The 15,342-nt window shown below is 39.6% G+C and carries 18 protein-coding genes; 8 read left to right on the forward strand and 10 right to left on the reverse strand.

What is annotated here, in order from left to right; genetic code table 11:
* Positions 1-24: 24 nt before the first annotated feature.
* Positions 25-966 (reverse strand): chemotaxis protein CheV, encoded by a 942-nt coding sequence (locus Q4591_RS07715; RefSeq protein WP_303460346.1) that lies wholly within the window; start codon positions 964-966, stop codon positions 25-27.
* 218 nt (positions 967-1,184) lie between these two features.
* Between Q4591_RS07715 and Q4591_RS07720 the strand changes: the two genes are divergently transcribed.
* The 4 genes from Q4591_RS07720 to Q4591_RS07735 all read left to right on the forward strand — a co-directional run bounded on the left by Q4591_RS07720 (position 1,185) and on the right by Q4591_RS07735 (position 3,948).
* On the forward strand, positions 1,185-1,733 hold the full coding sequence (locus tag Q4591_RS07720) for a lipocalin family protein (RefSeq protein ID WP_303460349.1): 549 nt from the start codon (positions 1,185-1,187) through the stop codon (positions 1,731-1,733).
* 85 nt (positions 1,734-1,818) lie between these two features.
* Complete coding sequence (locus Q4591_RS07725) at positions 1,819-2,367, forward strand: LON peptidase substrate-binding domain-containing protein (protein WP_102438229.1); 549 nt, start codon at positions 1,819-1,821, stop codon at positions 2,365-2,367.
* Between the two features lie 248 nt (positions 2,368-2,615).
* Positions 2,616-3,278 carry a sigma-70 family RNA polymerase sigma factor gene (locus tag Q4591_RS07730; protein ID WP_303460352.1) on the forward strand — a complete coding sequence of 221 codons (663 nt, stop codon included), beginning with the start codon at positions 2,616-2,618 and terminating at the stop codon, positions 3,276-3,278.
* Complete coding sequence (locus Q4591_RS07735; RefSeq protein WP_303460354.1) at positions 3,271-3,948, forward strand: ChrR family anti-sigma-E factor; 678 nt, start codon at positions 3,271-3,273, stop codon at positions 3,946-3,948. The genes Q4591_RS07730 and Q4591_RS07735 overlap by 8 nt, the downstream gene beginning before the upstream one ends.
* 123 nt (positions 3,949-4,071) lie before the next feature.
* On the opposite strand, the gene Q4591_RS07740 is transcribed toward Q4591_RS07735, so the two are convergent.
* Positions 4,072-5,174, reverse strand: a protein-coding gene (locus tag Q4591_RS07740) for an IS3 family transposase (RefSeq protein ID WP_303460356.1) whose coding sequence is annotated in 2 segments (ribosomal slippage) — positions 4,072-4,919 and positions 4,919-5,174 — 1,104 coding nt in all. Because the reading frame shifts where the segments join, the coding sequence is not laid out codon by codon here.
* A 565-nt stretch (positions 5,175-5,739) separates the two neighbouring features.
* Between Q4591_RS07740 and Q4591_RS07745 the strand changes: the two genes are divergently transcribed.
* A complete protein-coding gene (locus Q4591_RS07745; protein ID WP_102438235.1) occupies positions 5,740-5,913 on the forward strand; it encodes a hypothetical protein in 174 nt (57 codons plus the stop codon).
* A gap of 231 nt (positions 5,914-6,144) precedes the next feature.
* On the opposite strand, the gene Q4591_RS07750 is transcribed toward Q4591_RS07745, so the two are convergent.
* Positions 6,145-7,140, reverse strand: a complete 996-nt coding sequence (locus tag Q4591_RS07750) for a 1-aminocyclopropane-1-carboxylate deaminase (protein ID WP_102476232.1) — start codon at positions 7,138-7,140, stop codon at positions 6,145-6,147.
* 243 nt (positions 7,141-7,383) lie between these two features.
* Here Q4591_RS07750 and Q4591_RS07755 point away from each other — a divergent pair, with 243 nt between their 5' ends.
* Positions 7,384-7,797 (forward strand): YccF domain-containing protein, encoded by a 414-nt coding sequence (locus Q4591_RS07755; RefSeq protein WP_303460359.1) that lies wholly within the window; start codon positions 7,384-7,386, stop codon positions 7,795-7,797.
* Between the two features lie 108 nt (positions 7,798-7,905).
* On the opposite strand, the gene Q4591_RS07760 is transcribed toward Q4591_RS07755, so the two are convergent.
* Both Q4591_RS07760 and Q4591_RS07765 read right to left on the reverse strand, forming a co-directional pair.
* Complete coding sequence (locus tag Q4591_RS07760; protein WP_303412573.1) at positions 7,906-8,361, reverse strand: EVE domain-containing protein; 456 nt, start codon at positions 8,359-8,361, stop codon at positions 7,906-7,908.
* Positions 8,362-8,405: 44 nt separating this feature from the next.
* Positions 8,406-9,338 (reverse strand): LysR family transcriptional regulator, encoded by a 933-nt coding sequence (locus Q4591_RS07765; RefSeq protein ID WP_303460361.1) that lies wholly within the window; start codon positions 9,336-9,338, stop codon positions 8,406-8,408.
* 248 nt (positions 9,339-9,586) lie between these two features.
* Here Q4591_RS07765 and Q4591_RS07770 point away from each other — a divergent pair, with 248 nt between their 5' ends.
* Together Q4591_RS07770 and hppD are read left to right on the forward strand one after the other, a co-directional pair.
* A complete protein-coding gene (locus Q4591_RS07770) occupies positions 9,587-10,747 on the forward strand; it encodes a homogentisate 1,2-dioxygenase (protein WP_102476230.1) in 1,161 nt (386 codons plus the stop codon).
* 72 nt (positions 10,748-10,819) lie between these two features.
* Positions 10,820-11,860, forward strand: coding sequence for a 4-hydroxyphenylpyruvate dioxygenase (gene hppD, locus Q4591_RS07775; protein WP_102438245.1), 1,041 nt, complete (start codon positions 10,820-10,822; stop codon positions 11,858-11,860).
* Positions 11,861-11,938: 78 nt separating this feature from the next.
* On the opposite strand, the gene Q4591_RS07780 is transcribed toward hppD, so the two are convergent.
* The 5 genes from Q4591_RS07780 to Q4591_RS07800 form a co-directional block, all read right to left on the reverse strand.
* Positions 11,939-12,655, reverse strand: a complete 717-nt coding sequence (locus tag Q4591_RS07780; protein ID WP_303460363.1) for an RluA family pseudouridine synthase — start codon at positions 12,653-12,655, stop codon at positions 11,939-11,941.
* A gap of 163 nt (positions 12,656-12,818) precedes the next feature.
* Positions 12,819-13,697, reverse strand: a complete 879-nt coding sequence (locus Q4591_RS07785; RefSeq protein WP_303460366.1) for a RimK/LysX family protein — start codon at positions 13,695-13,697, stop codon at positions 12,819-12,821.
* Between the two features lie 54 nt (positions 13,698-13,751).
* Positions 13,752-14,102: a DUF3802 family protein gene (locus Q4591_RS07790; protein WP_102438251.1), complete on the reverse strand. Its 351-nt coding sequence runs from the start codon at positions 14,100-14,102 to the stop codon at positions 13,752-13,754.
* A gap of 57 nt (positions 14,103-14,159) precedes the next feature.
* Positions 14,160-14,735 (reverse strand): YceI family protein, encoded by a 576-nt coding sequence (locus Q4591_RS07795; protein WP_076537515.1) that lies wholly within the window; start codon positions 14,733-14,735, stop codon positions 14,160-14,162.
* A 131-nt stretch (positions 14,736-14,866) separates the two neighbouring features.
* Positions 14,867-15,316 (reverse strand): YaiI/YqxD family protein, encoded by a 450-nt coding sequence (locus Q4591_RS07800; RefSeq protein WP_102438255.1) that lies wholly within the window; start codon positions 15,314-15,316, stop codon positions 14,867-14,869.
* Between the last annotated feature and the right edge of the window lie 26 nt (positions 15,317-15,342).

Consider the following 15,342-nt stretch of genomic DNA (forward strand, 5'->3'; position numbering starts at 1 on the left):
AACCGCATCGCTCTGAAGATACACTTAGTCAAGGATCATCTTTAAGCGCTGCTGCACCGCATCAACCAATAAGTCTGGCTGGAATTTAGAAATAAACTTGTCACAGCCCACTTTTTCAACCATAGCATTATTAAAGCTGCCACTTAACGAGGTATTAAGGGTGATATACAGTGACGCCATGCGCTCATCGGCGCGCACTTCAGCTGTGAGTTTATAGCCGTCCATTTCAGGCATTTCTGCATCGGTAATCATCATCAATAACTCATCGGCAACGCTTTTACCTTCTGCTGCCCAACCTTTAAGCATATTCAATGCTTGCAAACCATCAGAGGCCTCTATGATTTTAATCCCCAGTTGACTGAGGGTGTCGCGTACTTGTTTTCTAGCCGTGGCGGAGTCATCAACAATTAATACTTTTCGGCCCGGCATGTGCGCCACTAATTGTTGATCAAGTACGCCTTCTGATAAGGTAATGTCGTAATCAATGATCTCAGCTAGCACCTTTTCGACATCAATAATAGAGACCAATCTTTGTACATCATTCTCTTGCAGTTTAGTGATAGCCGTTAAATAGTTATTAGCCCCAGCAGACTTTGGCGGCGGCATAATATCGCCCCAGGTCATATTGACAATATGCTCTACCTTGCCAACTAAAAAGCCCTGCACACTGCGGTTATACTCAGTAATAATCAAATTACAGTCATCTGAGACTGGCATAGGGCTAAAGCCAATAGCACCGCGCAAATTAATCACTGGAATAGACATACCACGAATGTTGGCAACACCACTAATGTTTGGGTTACTGCCAGGTAATGCGCTTAAAGGCGGAAGCTTAACGACCTCTTTGACTTTGAACACGTTAATAGCAAATAATTGGGTGGCACTAATTTTGAACAACAGTAACTCTAAACGGTTCTCACCGACTAATTTAGTACGTTGATCGACTGAATCCAGCATTTTTTTCATTATTATTTCTCGTTAACTCGACCTTGGTTCTACTAGCCATTAAAAAATTTTTAGCGGATACAACAGCGACATTGACTAAATAAGATTGGCTGTAAAACATCATTTAGAACAGATATTAACCTAATAAATTTTAATATAGATCTTATCGGCAGCATCGTACGTAACATGAGTAATTAGTGCAAATTCAACTCAAGATAAAACTATAGGGATCACAACAAATGACATCGACCAAGGTTTATAACAACATAAAAAGCATCGCCTTGTGTGCCTTGCTAGTTAGCGGAACAAGCGCTTGCACTATGCTCGATAAAAAAGTGACTGTGGTTGAAAACTTTAAACTCAACAATTACCTCGGTAGCTGGTATGAAATCGCCAGACTTGACCATTCATTTGAAAGAGGCCTTTCAAAAGTCACAGCCAACTATTCTGTTGATGACGATAAAGTTGTGGTCATCAATCGAGGTTATTCAGACGAAAAAGCACGTTGGAGTGAAGCAGAGGGTAAAGCCTACTTCATTGAAACGGACAATATTGGCCGTTTAAAAGTCTCTTTTTTTGGGCCGTTTTATGGTGCCTATCAAATCCATGATTTGATGGAAGATAACAACGGAAACTATATAAGTTCGTTAGTGATAGGTCCAAACAATGATTATGCGTGGATTTTATCGCGCACACCTAACATCTCTGCCGAGCATAAACTCAGATTCACAGAAAAAATGACCGCATTAGGCATTGATACTCAGCAATTAATTTGGGTAAAACAATAGTGATCATTACCCTCAATATCACCGTATAAACTATTGAAAACATGAATACTACATTCATCATTAAGTTAGTAATAAAGGTGCTGTTATGAAATTGCCTCTGTTCCCATTATCCATTTGCTTGTTACCTCAAGGCTTCACGCAATTGCGCATTTTTGAACCAAGATATAAACGTTTAGTGACTGAATCACTTAAATCAGGTGAAGGTTTTGGCTTATGCATGCTAACCAGTGACAACCAACTCATGCCTTTAGGAACTTGGGTTCATATTATCGATTTTGAAACGCTAGACGATGGACTATTAGGTATTAGTATCGAAGGTAAACAGCGGTTTAAAATCAATCAGTTCGATACTGAAGCTGATGGTTTAAAAAGAGGTGATGTCAGTTTAATCCCCGATTGGCCGCAAACAGATATAAAGCCCAAACAACATTTTTTAAAGAAAACCTTACAAGAGATTTTACAGCAGTACCCACAACAATTATCTCACTATAAAGATGACGACTTTAATAATTTGTCATGGGTCTGTCAGCGCTGGTTAGAGATAATGCCCATTAGCCCAGAGGAAAAGTACCAGTGCATTAATAGTCATAATCACGAAATGACCCAAGCCTTGATCACCAGCATTATTAAGTAATCTTAACGCATTCAAAATCAGGTGGTTAGCGACTTTAACTCAAAGCAAACCACTCAAATTTTTAACTCTTAGTAATAAATGATAAAAAAGTTGCACATTTTTAAGCCTTTTTTGAACCATCTTTCATCCTTTTGCGTATCAACAAGTAACTTTCGGATTTAGTCAGCTTTTAACCTGCTATATAAAACAGGTTAATGCAATATATGTGACTAAAGCTCTCTTAACACTGACGATGCGAGTGAAAATAAATGCAAAATTTTCAATCACAAACGGTTCAAAGTCGTTATGATAAAGGTATGTTATCTAAAAATACAAAAACAATAGATACTGCCATGAAATCAACCGATAACAATGATGACGAAGCCCAGATGCTTGCAGGCTTAATGCTACGTGTTGCAAATCATAGAGATAAAGCTGCTTTTGCTAAGCTGTTTGCTCATTTTTCGCCCAAAATACGTTCTTTTGGGATCCAACGTTTGAGCCAACAAGGCTTAGCCATGGACTTAGTTCAAGAAACCATGACCCGAGTATGGACTAAAGCCCATCTTTATAATGTTGATAAAGCTGCAGTAAGCACTTGGGTGTTCACAGTCATGCGTAATCAGTGCTTTGACATGTTGCGTAAAGTGCAACATAACCGTGAAGATGCGTTTGGTGACGATATTTGGTCTCTATTCGATTCTGATGGCAGCGATGAAACTGAAAATGACTTCAAATTGTCTGCCACCTTGCTTAAACACGTTGAGTCACTACCGCCGCTGCAAAAACAGGTGGTGCAAGGCATTTACATGCAAGAGCTCACTCAGCAAGAACTGGCAGATAAATTGAAAGTGCCCATTGGCACGGTTAAATCAAGACTCAGATTAGGATTAGAGAAGTTAAAAGGCTTCATGGAGAAACATTATGATTAATTATCACCCCGATGAGCAATTACTTTCTCTCCATGCCAAAGGAGAACTGCCTTTGTCTCTATCATTGGCCGTGTCAGCCCATTGTGAACTGTGTCGTCATTGCGCCGATAAAATTGAGCAACTAACTTTGGTTGCTGCTGAAAACAGCTTAAATGCGCAACCCACAGCATCACTAGATTCAAGCATAAATGAAGCTATGGATGCAGAGCTTGAAGCCATGCTTCACACTATGATGCAAATGGATGATGCCGTTGATGTATCGCCAAAGCAATCCAAGGTCGCAGTCAAGGTCAAAGGTCAGCAATACAATTTACCGGCTGCATTTCGCCAGCAAGTAGAAAACCATTGGCAAGGTATAGGTAAAGTCAGTCGGTTAAGACTCGACACCGGCGAGAAACAAGCAAGAGCGAGTTTACTGCATATTGATAAAAACGGCGAAATCCCACAGCACACCCATAAAGGCCAAGAGTTGACCTTGTTGTTAGCAGGCGAATTCAGCGATGAATACAACACCTACAGCGCAGGTGACTTTTTGTTACTTAATAGTGACCATGAGCACAGCCCTAAAACAGTTGAGGGGTGTTTATGTTATACCGTTGTTGATGCGCCTTTATATTTTACTAAAGGGATCAGTAAGCTACTCAACCCAATAGGCGAACTGATTTATTAATCAACGGCTTAACACTGACTCTGATTTTAAAGATAAAAGAGTGCTTTAATGACACAAAGCACTCTTTTTTTTGCGGTTTTTATAACAGTTATGCTTATCGTCTGTAACCCTCCCTTATATCGATCATATTTTAAGAGAGTTTTCTTTATTTAACCGCTCATATAGCTTGGGCGGTAGATCGTTCAGTGATTCATGGGGCCGATCATAATTATATTCTTCAAGCCAACTATCCGTGATTTCCCTTACTTCAGTCAAGCTGTTGAACAAATAACAGTCCAATACTTCATTTCGATAAGTTCGGTTAAATCGTTCAATAAACGCATTTTGAGTTGGCTTACCTGGCTTAATAAAGTCTAACTTAATACTGTGTTGTTCAGCCCATATCTCAAGTGCATGTGAGATAAACTCAGGTCCATTATCTTGCCTTAAACGCTTAGGGTAACCGCGATAGGCTGCGATTCTATCCAGTACACGTATTACCCGTTGAGCAGGTAAGCTTGAGTCCACTTCTATCGCTAAAGCTTCACGATGGTAATCATCAATCACATTAAAAGTTCTGAACGACTTTCCTGAAAACAAGTTGTCGCTCATAAAATCCATTGACCAGCAATCATTTGCCTTTACTGGAACGGCTAGTGGCTCTGGCTCACGTGAGGGTAAACGTTTTTTGCCTTTACGTCGTAAGTTAAGTTTTAAACCACAATAAACGCGATACACACGTTTATGATTCCATTGATGCCCTAGGAGTCGTAGTCGTTTAAATATCTTCCTAAAACCATAAGCCCTATGCTTCTCTGCAATGCCTGATACGGCCTCAATGATGTCATTATCATCGATACGCTTGAGTTGGTAATAAAATGTGCAACGACTAATACTTAGCGCATCACAAGCCAACACAACACCTAGGCCAAATTCATTAATGGCATAGTGGGCTAACACCTTCCGCTCTGCTGGCTTTATAGCTTTTTTTCAACAATGTCTTTGAGTGCCATGTTTTGTAAGCTGACATCAGCAAACATCTTTTTAAGTTTGGCGTTCTCGGCTTCTAATTCACGCATACGGGTTAAATCAGAGGCTTGCATACCACCATATTTAGATTTCCATTTGTAATAGGTACTTTGACCCACATTATGTTTGCGGCATAACTCTGGCACCGTCAATGCGCCAGACTCGCCTTCTTTGAGGATGTTGATGATTTGGCTTTCAGTAAAACGTGTCTTTTTCATGTGATTCTCCATTTGGTTTAGTGTAAATGGAAAACTCTATTTAAAACATTCTGATTTTAAGGGAGGGTTACACGTCGACTTAGCTAGATTATTTACCCTAACTGAGGATAAGTCGCCACAAAGTACAGTGTGTTGCTGCTTTTGTTGGATAAATATTCAGATAAAGGGCGATTAAGTTCACCTTTTATCCATTAATTGTCCTGAATTGTAAAAAATGTATTGCTATATAAAAAATATATGACTAATATCCTCTGTGTATTTAAGTTTTCTTGTAATTATTTGTTTACCCTTCTGTTAGTCACTCACTACATGCAGTAAACCCACACTACAAGTCATTTGCTAAGTTGTTCTCTGTCATTTGTTTGTCATATGCCTATGTTCAACTAACTACAGCAAGTAAATTGGCGATTAAAAATAGAATTGATCAAACCAGCCTACTTGTAAGTGTAATAAGCACAGTGAACTTAAGCACATAAATCTAAACTTACGCAACACAACTGCTTAAGGATAAATATTGTTATTACTTACTCACCAAAAAGGTGAAAATTAAAAAGGAGTGTGGCACATGTCATACAACATAAATGGTCATGAAATTACAGTTAATTTCCCTGTTAATTCAATATCATCAAATAAAAACTCAATAGCTTTTACCGATAGCCAAGGTAAAACTAAAACAACTTTTTCTAAGCGCACTGAAGCGTTAACATTTATGAAATGGTTGCTTACGGCTAACAAGTAAGACTTTTAACGCTTGCGTTATTCATTTGCTCAGTTACTCAATAGACATCGCTTCTCGGTATTTCCTCTCACACCTTACCGGACGTTTATTAGAACTGAGCAACATGAAGTTACCCTCACCCAAGAGCACTTTTCAAATCCTTCTCTAAGCAACTCTCCAACGTCATAATTCAAATCAATTTTCAATATTGTCTCTAATGAATGCTTATCTAGCCTAGATATAAACCCGCTATCATCCTTGCTGTTGATATTTCCTTTTGTAGCGCGCTAACATGCTTGGATTACCCAGCAAGCCCCCTTGATGTAAATACATCACAGGAACAGCAGCACCTTTGTTTAAGTCATCGCCGCTTAGGTTTGCAGTATTTAGATAATGCTCCAGCATGATGAAACCAACTGGGTCATACAACAATTCAAATTCAATACCTTGCTTATTGACGTGTTGCCACATGTCATAACACTGACGGTTCAACTTACCAAAATGATACTTTTTACCATTAGAGATGATCCTTGGATGATAGTCAGTATTATCGGTTAATTGATAAAACTGCTTAGTGAGATATTCATCACCGCCAACACAGCTGCAGGTTAATACCGTTACACTGGGCAGCGAGAGGTCTGAGCTGCTGGCTGTTTTACTGAATTCGACAAAAAAACGTTGTAAGTAAAGTGCCGTGGTACCTGTACCTGAAGGAAGAAATAGCTCTAACTTTTTCATATTATTTTGTTTAAGCCATTCAATAATCTCTCGCCCTAGTTGATCAAGCCCTAGCTGAGCATATTCACAACGCCCGCCTTCGGGAACAAACACCGTACTCTTAACGACAAGCTGTTTGTTCGATTCATACGGCGCTTGAATATCTTGTTGTACATAAGTCTCTAGGTTCAGCTCAATACCCGCTGGCTTTTCAATGATGTTGGCGCCGTTGTCTAAGGCCGCTTTATAGTTTCCTTGGGGGTTTTGCTTAAGATAGCCAGCTATATGGTCAACATAATAATCAAGTTGCCAGCCGCGCATTTTGGCTAAGGCAGCTAAAGAGTGCAGCGAATTTGCTTGCGCTGAGCCATAGCCAACCAGTTTTTTTACTAGAGGGAAATCTTGCTCGAGAAAATATTGAAATTTTCGCGCTTTGTTACCACTGAAATCCGGGTGGAGTAAATCATCGCGTTTTACAAATATCGCCTGCTCTGCAAATCGAATGGTTTGTACTGGTGTGGTGGCAAACATGTTTATCTCAACATCAATGAGTAGAGTTATTATTTTAACTAAAAAATGTTGTTTTTAACTAACCTATTTATGCTGAGAGTTTAAGAGACAATATACCTTATAAAATTATCGTTTAAATTCAGCAAGATAAAAAATATAAATAATGTGGCACAGATTTCGCTTCAATAGTGCATAGTTCGACTAACAAACTGTACAAAGCACGATTAAAAATAGTACGTTATTACAACAAGTAAGGGATTTTAGATGTCAGTATTAAGATTAGTTTTTAATATCGCTTGGTTCATCATGGGCGGCTTTATAATGGGCTTAGCTTGGTGGCTAGCTGGGCTCTTATGTTTTATTAGTATTATCGGTATCCCCTTTGCCCGAGCCTGTTTCGTCATTGGTGAAATGGCATTTTGGCCATTCGGCCAAGAAAATGTAAATCGTAAACACCTATCAGGCACAGAAGACTTTGGTACCGGTCCATTAGGGATGATAGGTAATGTAATCTGGTTTTTATTTTTCGGTATTTGGTTGGCCATCGGTCACCTCACCCATGCTCTAGCTTGTTTTATCACTATCATTGGTATTCCGTTTGCTATACAACATGTGAAGCTGGCTTTATTGAGCCTCACGCCGATTGGACAAACCATAGTGGCAAAAGAAAGCTATTAATCTAAACCAATTTTAATTGCTGTTACTATTGAATGTTAAAAAAGGAGCGCTAATTTATTAGCACTCCTTTTTTATGTTTAAGGCATTTATAAAGCATTTATAAAGCATTTATAAGGCAACGATATAGTTGAACTCTTCTTCTGTCACAGGCTGAACACTCAACCTAGCGCCTTTACTTACCAATACCATGTCAGCAAGTTTTGGATCAGCTTTTAACTGCGCCAAGGTAATAATGCGGGTTAACTTTTGAATAAAACGAATATCTACTGCAACCCATCTCGGTTTTTGTTTATCTGATTTAGGATCAAAATAAGGGCTTTGATTATCAAAGGCGCTTAAATCAGTCACCGCATCTGAGGTCACCTCGGCAATACCCACAACAGCGGGAACTTTACAGCTGGAATGGTAAAACAGCACTAAATCCCCTGTTTTTACCTCATCCCGTAAAAAGTTTCGCGCCTGATAATTACGTATCCCTTGCCAGGGTTCTGACTGTGGTAAACATGCTGCTAAATCGTCAATGCTGAACTCATCAGGTTCCGATTTCATTAACCAATACTTCATTTAAATCCTTAACAGTAAAACGATAATACTTATGCAATCCATAACTAACCAATGGCCGAATGACTAATTTTTTGATCATTAGTTGATTGATTAAAAGTTGCAAATTCTGCTGAAATTAACTCAGTAAATAATCGACCCGCCCGCCCAAGTGGCCTTTCTAGGGTAGATACTAACTGCGGGGTAAATCTAAATCTATGGCCACCAACAAAATCTACTATGGCTAAATTCTTGCCCGTAAGCTCATCATTAATAAGAAACTCCGGCATCCAGCCAAAACCTAGCCCTTTTAGTAAGGCATTTTTCTTCATAATAAAGCCTGATAAGTAAAACACTTTGTCGCCGCCAAACTGTAACTCGTCTCGGTGTAGTTTTTGCGGCGATGAGTCTTCAATGGTTAATTCTACATGTTGCTGCAGATCAGTCAGGGTAACACCGGATAACTCAGCAAGAGGATGCTGCGATGAGCAAACCAATAAACTGGTCACTGGTGGCAGTTGTTGGGCAGAAAAATAAGGCCCTGCAAGGTAATCCTTAACCAGCATTAAATCGGCTTTATCTCGCTCAAAACGATGTTGAACGCCGCCTAAAAATTCCATGTTAAGTTGTATCTTGGTAGGAATATTATGCTCAGACATCCGCTTTAACGCTGTCATGATAGGCTCCATTGGCAGCGCGCCGTCAATCACCAATTCAAGCTTTGGCTCCCAACCTTCGCTAAAACGACTGGCTAAATGTTCAATATTGGCTAAATGTTGCAGTAACCGTTGGCCTTCAGCCAAAATCACTTTGCCTTCTGGGGTTAATTCAGCCCGATATTGAGACCGATTAAATAAAGTCACCCCTAGGTGTTGCTCGAGTTTTTTTACTTGATAACTTACTGCTGATTGCGCTTTGTGTAGCCGCTCAGAGGCTTTAGCAAAACTTCCTTCTTCAACAAGTACTTGTAGCACATTAAATGCTTCTACATCGATTTTCATTTAAGCCTCCATGTCCCTATTCTGCCTTTAAGTGTTCTGCAGTCGTGACACTTATGTAAACTTTTATTAACCATCTAAAAATTAGATTAAGTTAAGTGGTTTATTATTCTTTTTTTTGTCCATCCTAGCAACTAAATTGTTAACTAGATCACAAATAGTTTATTAACGCTGCGCTAGAAAAACATTAACAAAGCAGATTAATGAAGCTCAATAACGACAACCAAACGAATAAGAGTTGAGGAGTTACGATGCCGGTTTATGTTCAACAAGGACAAATACCTTCTAAACGCCATATCGCTTTTAAAAAAGACTCTGGCGAGCTTTACCGTGAAGAACTGTTTTCTACTCACGGCTTTGCCAATATTTACTCCAATAAATATCACCATAATATGCCGACTAAGGCATTAGCGGTGGCTCCCTATGCTCTTGAGCACGGCGACGAGTGGCAAGACTCGTTAATCCAAAACTACAAACTCGATTCGCGCCAAGCTGATTGCAGCGGCAACTTTTTCAGTGCCCGTAACAAGATTTTTTATAACAGTGATGTGGCCATGTACACAGCCAAAGTCACTGAAGATACGGCTGAGTTTTACCGTAATGCCTATGCTGATGAAGTGGTCTTTGTCCACCAAGGTGAAGGAACGCTGTTAAGTGAATATGGTCAACTTCAAGTTAAGCAATGGGATTACTTAATCATTCCGAGAGGCACGACTTACCAGCTCAAGTTTAATGATTACAGTAATGTACGCTTATTCGTTATTGAATCAAACTCAATGGTTGAAGTACCCAAACATTTTAGAAATGACTATGGGCAAATGCTGGAGTCAGCGCCATATTGTGAACGTGATATTCGCACCCCTGAACTTACTGATGCTACCGTTGAAAAAGGTGAGTTTCCTTTAGTCAGCAAGTTTGGCGATAAGTATCAACTCACCACCTTAGAGTGGCATCCATTTGATTTAGTGGGCTGGGATGGCTGCGTCTATCCTTGGGCATTTAATATCACCGAATATGCACCTAAAGTAGGAAAAATTCATTTACCACCTTCTGACCATATCGTGTTTACGGCTAACAATTTTGTGATATGTAACTTTGTACCGCGTCCCTATGACTTCCACCCAGAATCAATTCCAGCGCCTTATTACCACAACAACATCGATAGCGACGAAGTGCTGTATTACGTTGACGGTGACTTTATGAGCCGCACAGGTATTGAAGCTGGTTACATGACCTTGCATCAAAAAGGCGTGCCACATGGGCCACAACCTGGGCGCACCGAAGCCTCTATCGGCAAAACCGAAACTTACGAATATGCCGTAATGGTTGATACCTTTGCGCCACTTAATTTAACCACCCATGTCAAAAACTGCATGAGTGATGATTACAACCGCTCTTGGATTGAAGATTAATCACCAACAGCATCCCTATTACACATCACCACAGAGTGATGAAAAATAAAGATAATTATTAAGGAAAACACCATGGCTAGCGAAACAAACCCACTTGGACTACTAGGTATTGAGTTTACTGAATTTGCCAGTCCTGATACTGATTTTATGCATCAAGTGTTTGTCGACTTTGGTTTTTCAATGCTTAAACAAGCTAAACATAGCGATATCGTTTACTACCAACAAAACGATATCAACTTCTTATTGAACAAATCTAAGCAAGGCTTCTCAGCTGAATTTGCTAAGTCTCATGGCCCCGCTATTTGTTCTATGGGCTGGCGTGTTGAAGATGCACAATTTGCTTACACTGAAGCTGTAGCGCGCGGCGCAAAACCGGCTGATGATACGGCTAAAGATATGCCTTACCCTGCTATTTACGGTATTGGTGATAGCTTAATTTACTTCATCGACGTATTTGGCACTGACAATAATATTTATGCTAATGATTTTGAAGATTTAGCTGAACCTATTATTGTAGAAGAAAAAGGCTTTATGGAAGTCGATCACCTGACCAACAATGTTTATAAAGGCACCATGGAAAAATGGGCCAACTTTTATAAAGATATTTTTGGTTTCACTGAAGTGCGTTATTTTGATATTAGTGGTTCACAAACTGCGCTTGTATCTTACGCCCTGCGTTCACCTGATGGCAGCTTCTGTATTCCGATTAATGAAGGTAAAGGCAATGACAAGAACCAAATTGATGAATATTTAGGTGAATATAATGGCCCAGGGGTTCAGCATTTAGCCTTTAGAAGCCGTGATATTGTTGGCTCTTTAGATGCAATGGAAGGTACCGCAATTAAAACGCTGGATATTATTCCTGAGTATTACGACACTATTTTTGACAAGCTACCACAAGTCACTGAAGATAGAGATCGCATCAAGCATCACCAAATTTTAGTTGATGGTGATGACGATGGTTACCTATTACAAATTTTCACTAAAAACCTGTTTGGGCCAATCTTCATTGAAATTATTCAGCGTAAGAACAACCTAGGCTTTGGTGAAGGTAACTTTAAAGCGCTATTTGAATCAATTGAGCGTGATCAAATGAAACGCGGTGTGCTTTAAAGCCTGTTCAGCAGTTTTAATTTGTAAACAAAGCCAGCTTAACTGCTGGCTTTTTCATATCTGAATTTTACTGGAATGCTAAAACGGTGCTTCACACACCATATCAATCATTTCATGAGTTACTGGGTGCTGAAAACGCAGCCTTTGGGCATGTAATAATAGTCGTGGGCCAAAGACTTCTCCTGCAAGCGCCTCTGAAGTGGCATTTTTATATAAATCACAGCCCAAAATAGGATGCTTAACATAGTGACTGTGCAGCCGTAACTGATGTGTTCTACCGGTAATAGGCACAAATTTCACTTTAGTTATTGGTATCGCTTCTTGTAAATGAACTGACTCTATCTCTAACCGCTCTATCACTTCAAATTGACTCTGTGATGGTTTGCCCTTTTCATGGCAAATCTTCATAAACGGAAAATTATCAACATCTTTAGCAATTGGCGCATCAATATAGCCAATTTCTTTATCATGTTGCTGCAGCCCAAAAACATGGCCGAACAAAATCGCACTGTAGGTTTTACTCACAGTTTTATTTTGAAATTGTTTGGTCAGTAAGCCATTAATGGTTTTATTTAACGCCACCAGCATGATCCCTGAGGTACCAAAATCGAGTCGATGGACTAATGTCGCAGTGGGAAAGTCCTGCACTAAACGGTAATGAACAGAGTCTTTATTAAGCGGGTTCTTACCCGATAAACTCAGTAAACCGCTAGGCTTATTTATCAGTAATAAATGCTCATCTTGATACAAAATAGTGATGTGTTCTGAACACGGCGGTGCAATAAATTCAGACATGCTGGCCTTTTTTTGGGGGGGCAAGGGTTAAGTTTGAAGTTTATGATAGATACAAGCGTTACACTAAATGCTGATGTAAAAATAACAACTTAACGCTAATCGTTTAAATAATATCGACAAAAAAAAACCGCTCAACTGAACGGTATTGAATCTGTAAACAGGCTTACATGTCCACATCGACAATATAGTGGCCTTGCAGCCAATTACGTCCAATAAGCAATTTATAGGTCATTTTACTGCGATCACGTAAATTAACATCAACTTTGAACTCTTGGCCAGGTTCTCCTAGCGTCAAGGTCACCATATAACGGATTTCACTGCCTTGTGCATTACGGATTAAGGAAGTGCTATGAATTCGAGCTGTGACCTGTGCTTTTTCACCCTTCTCGTTCATGGTGGTAAAAGTGACATCTTTACCGACATTGTTCTCCATGTTGATTTTGTCTTCACCAATAATATGCAGGTTAGTAGCGTGTAATGAATTCTCAACGGCGCCGGTATCAATGCGGGTATCAAATATTAACCCTGACTCTACAATGCTAATGTCTGCAGTAGGGCCAATTAGTTTTTGCTCTGAAACATCAACCACATATTTACCTTTTAACCAATTGCGACCTATGAGTAATTTATAATCCATGGTGGCACGATTACGAAGATTAACCTTTACCGTACGGGTGCTGTCTCCGAATGTTATAGGTAACTTAACCGCGTAGCGGGTTTCAGTGCCTTGGGAGTTACTGACGGTCGAAGTACCAACAATTTTGGCACTAACTTGCTGCTGCTGACCCTTTTCGTTTTCTGTGGTAAACGAAACGGTTTTACCCACATTATCCTTCATTTTCTTTGCACTGCCGCCTAACACCTTTATATTAAGTGCATGCAATGAAGAGTTTACCGCTCCGGTATCCATACGAGCCTCAAATACAATGCCGCCTTGGCTCACTGACATCATTTCAGTTTGCCCCAACACTTGTTTTTCAGCCGCCACTGATGAAAAAGACATACAAATGAATAGCATTGCACCAACAAGAGATTTAAACATGCAGGTTCCTAATAATGAATATAAATAATTAAAATAATGACGTTAAAAATAGGTTTATCTGAGAAGTTGCTCGATTTCTTTATCGAATAAGTTCTTAATAAGCCCTGAGAACTCAGTGATAAAAATACTCTGCTCCGCCGTAGCATTATGCTTAGCGACACTGGCGAGAATTTCTTCAAGATCATAAACAATGGCATCAATTTCTCGAATGATGTCATTTCTTTGTTCAAATGAAAGCTTGGGGTTTTGACCACATACCATGATGATTTGGGCTGATAACTGATCTTCAAATAATTCTAAAACCGTTTGATTGTTAATGCTGCTGGCTTCAGACTTTTCAAATAGGCCTAAATGTTCTGTTAAATATTGAATTAGATGAATATAACCGTCTTTATCTGTGACCATTACTTACCTTAATGAGGTGGCTTTTGTATGTGATTCACACAAAAGCCACAATTCGTTTTATTGCGATAACGTTAATACAAACGACACGGGTACCGCTAAGCTTATACTGCCAAGGCCAGCGATTTCGCGCAACTTATTCACCCCGTCAGTTAAACCAAAATCTGCCGCTTGCACAATGACAGGAGACATACTGGTCACTACCATTTTTGTGTCTGATAATTTAGCGATCAACACATCAAATGATTGTTTCTTGGTTTTACCATGTAACTCAATTGTGCCATCAATTTGGGTCACTAACGTTGAGCCAACACTCAAATCAGCCACGAGTTGTGGATTAACCATCGAACTTAACTGTAGTTGCGGATATTTAGCCACTTCAAATAACATGGCCTGCATGCGTTCATCACGTATTTCAATACCGGTATCAACACTGACCAAATCAATCGTTAAGTTAAAGGCCCCTGCTGAGGTCAAATTACCACTGACTTGTTTAAAATCATGTACTTCAGCAACATCGGCTTGTTTAATTGAAATGAAGCTCACTTTTGAATGCGCTTGTTTCACTTGCCAATCTGCGGCCAACACTGAGGTGCTGAGTAATACTAATGGTAATACTGCGATCCATTTTTTCATCATTAATCCTTTTTGTGAATAAAAACAGTTAAATTATAGATTAAATTTTCTTAACTGGCTGGAACGCTATTATTATCACCATGATTCCGGTAAGGGTGAAACCTTGCTCTATACAACGACTCAAGAAATTTTTACAAGCGACTCAACCATTTATCTAATGCTTGCCCAAAAGCGTGTTTATCGGCTTGTGAAAAACTATTGGGCCCTGCAGTATGCACGCCGCTGCTTCTTAGCTCTTCCATAAAATCTCTCATGGTCAAACGTTGTTTTATGTTATCAACGGTATAGATATCACCGCGGGGATTAAACACCACGGCGCCTTTTTCAATGGCATCTGCCGCTAACGGAATATCACCGGTAATAACTAAATCACCACTATTTAATTGCTTAACAATGTAATTATCAGCTTCATCAAAACCTGAGCTGACTCTGACCACAGAAATATTAGCCGATGCTGGCACGCGGATCAGTTGATTGGCCACTAATATCAATGGCACTTTTTTGCGGTCGGCGGCGCGAAATAGCATTTCTTTAACCGGATTAGGACAGGCGTCGGCATCAACCCAAATTGTTTTACTCATTCATTTTCTCGTCAATTTTTATCAGT

It is taken from the genome of Shewanella sp. 3_MG-2023, assembly GCF_030548765.1.
In the GTDB taxonomy this organism is placed as follows: Bacteria; Pseudomonadota; Gammaproteobacteria; order Enterobacterales; family Shewanellaceae; genus Shewanella.

Excerpts from the sequence above, each read along its gene's own strand:
- Q4591_RS07715 (WP_303460346.1), bottom strand. The coding sequence starts at position 966 with ATGAAAAAAATGCTGGATTCAGTCGATCAACGTACTAAATTAGTCGGT.
- Q4591_RS07720 (WP_303460349.1), top strand. The coding sequence starts at position 1,185 with ATGACATCGACCAAGGTTTATAACAACATAAAAAGCATCGCCTTGTGT.
- Q4591_RS07725 (WP_102438229.1), top strand. The coding sequence starts at position 1,819 with ATGAAATTGCCTCTGTTCCCATTATCCATTTGCTTGTTACCTCAAGGC.
- Q4591_RS07730 (WP_303460352.1), top strand. The coding sequence starts at position 2,616 with ATGCAAAATTTTCAATCACAAACGGTTCAAAGTCGTTATGATAAAGGT.
- Q4591_RS07735 (WP_303460354.1), top strand. The coding sequence starts at position 3,271 with ATGATTAATTATCACCCCGATGAGCAATTACTTTCTCTCCATGCCAAA.
- Q4591_RS07745 (WP_102438235.1), top strand. The coding sequence starts at position 5,740 with ATGTCATACAACATAAATGGTCATGAAATTACAGTTAATTTCCCTGTT.
- Q4591_RS07750 (WP_102476232.1), bottom strand. The coding sequence starts at position 7,140 with ATGTTTGCCACCACACCAGTACAAACCATTCGATTTGCAGAGCAGGCG.
- Q4591_RS07755 (WP_303460359.1), top strand. The coding sequence starts at position 7,384 with ATGTCAGTATTAAGATTAGTTTTTAATATCGCTTGGTTCATCATGGGC.
- Q4591_RS07760 (WP_303412573.1), bottom strand. The coding sequence starts at position 8,361 with ATGAAGTATTGGTTAATGAAATCGGAACCTGATGAGTTCAGCATTGAC.
- Q4591_RS07765 (WP_303460361.1), bottom strand. The coding sequence starts at position 9,338 with ATGAAAATCGATGTAGAAGCATTTAATGTGCTACAAGTACTTGTTGAA.
- Q4591_RS07770 (WP_102476230.1), top strand. The coding sequence starts at position 9,587 with ATGCCGGTTTATGTTCAACAAGGACAAATACCTTCTAAACGCCATATC.
- hppD (WP_102438245.1), top strand. The coding sequence starts at position 10,820 with ATGGCTAGCGAAACAAACCCACTTGGACTACTAGGTATTGAGTTTACT.
- Q4591_RS07780 (WP_303460363.1), bottom strand. The coding sequence starts at position 12,655 with ATGTCTGAATTTATTGCACCGCCGTGTTCAGAACACATCACTATTTTG.
- Q4591_RS07785 (WP_303460366.1), bottom strand. The coding sequence starts at position 13,697 with ATGTTTAAATCTCTTGTTGGTGCAATGCTATTCATTTGTATGTCTTTT.
- Q4591_RS07790 (WP_102438251.1), bottom strand. The coding sequence starts at position 14,102 with ATGGTCACAGATAAAGACGGTTATATTCATCTAATTCAATATTTAACA.
- Q4591_RS07795 (WP_076537515.1), bottom strand. The coding sequence starts at position 14,735 with ATGAAAAAATGGATCGCAGTATTACCATTAGTATTACTCAGCACCTCA.
- Q4591_RS07800 (WP_102438255.1), bottom strand. The coding sequence starts at position 15,316 with ATGAGTAAAACAATTTGGGTTGATGCCGACGCCTGTCCTAATCCGGTT.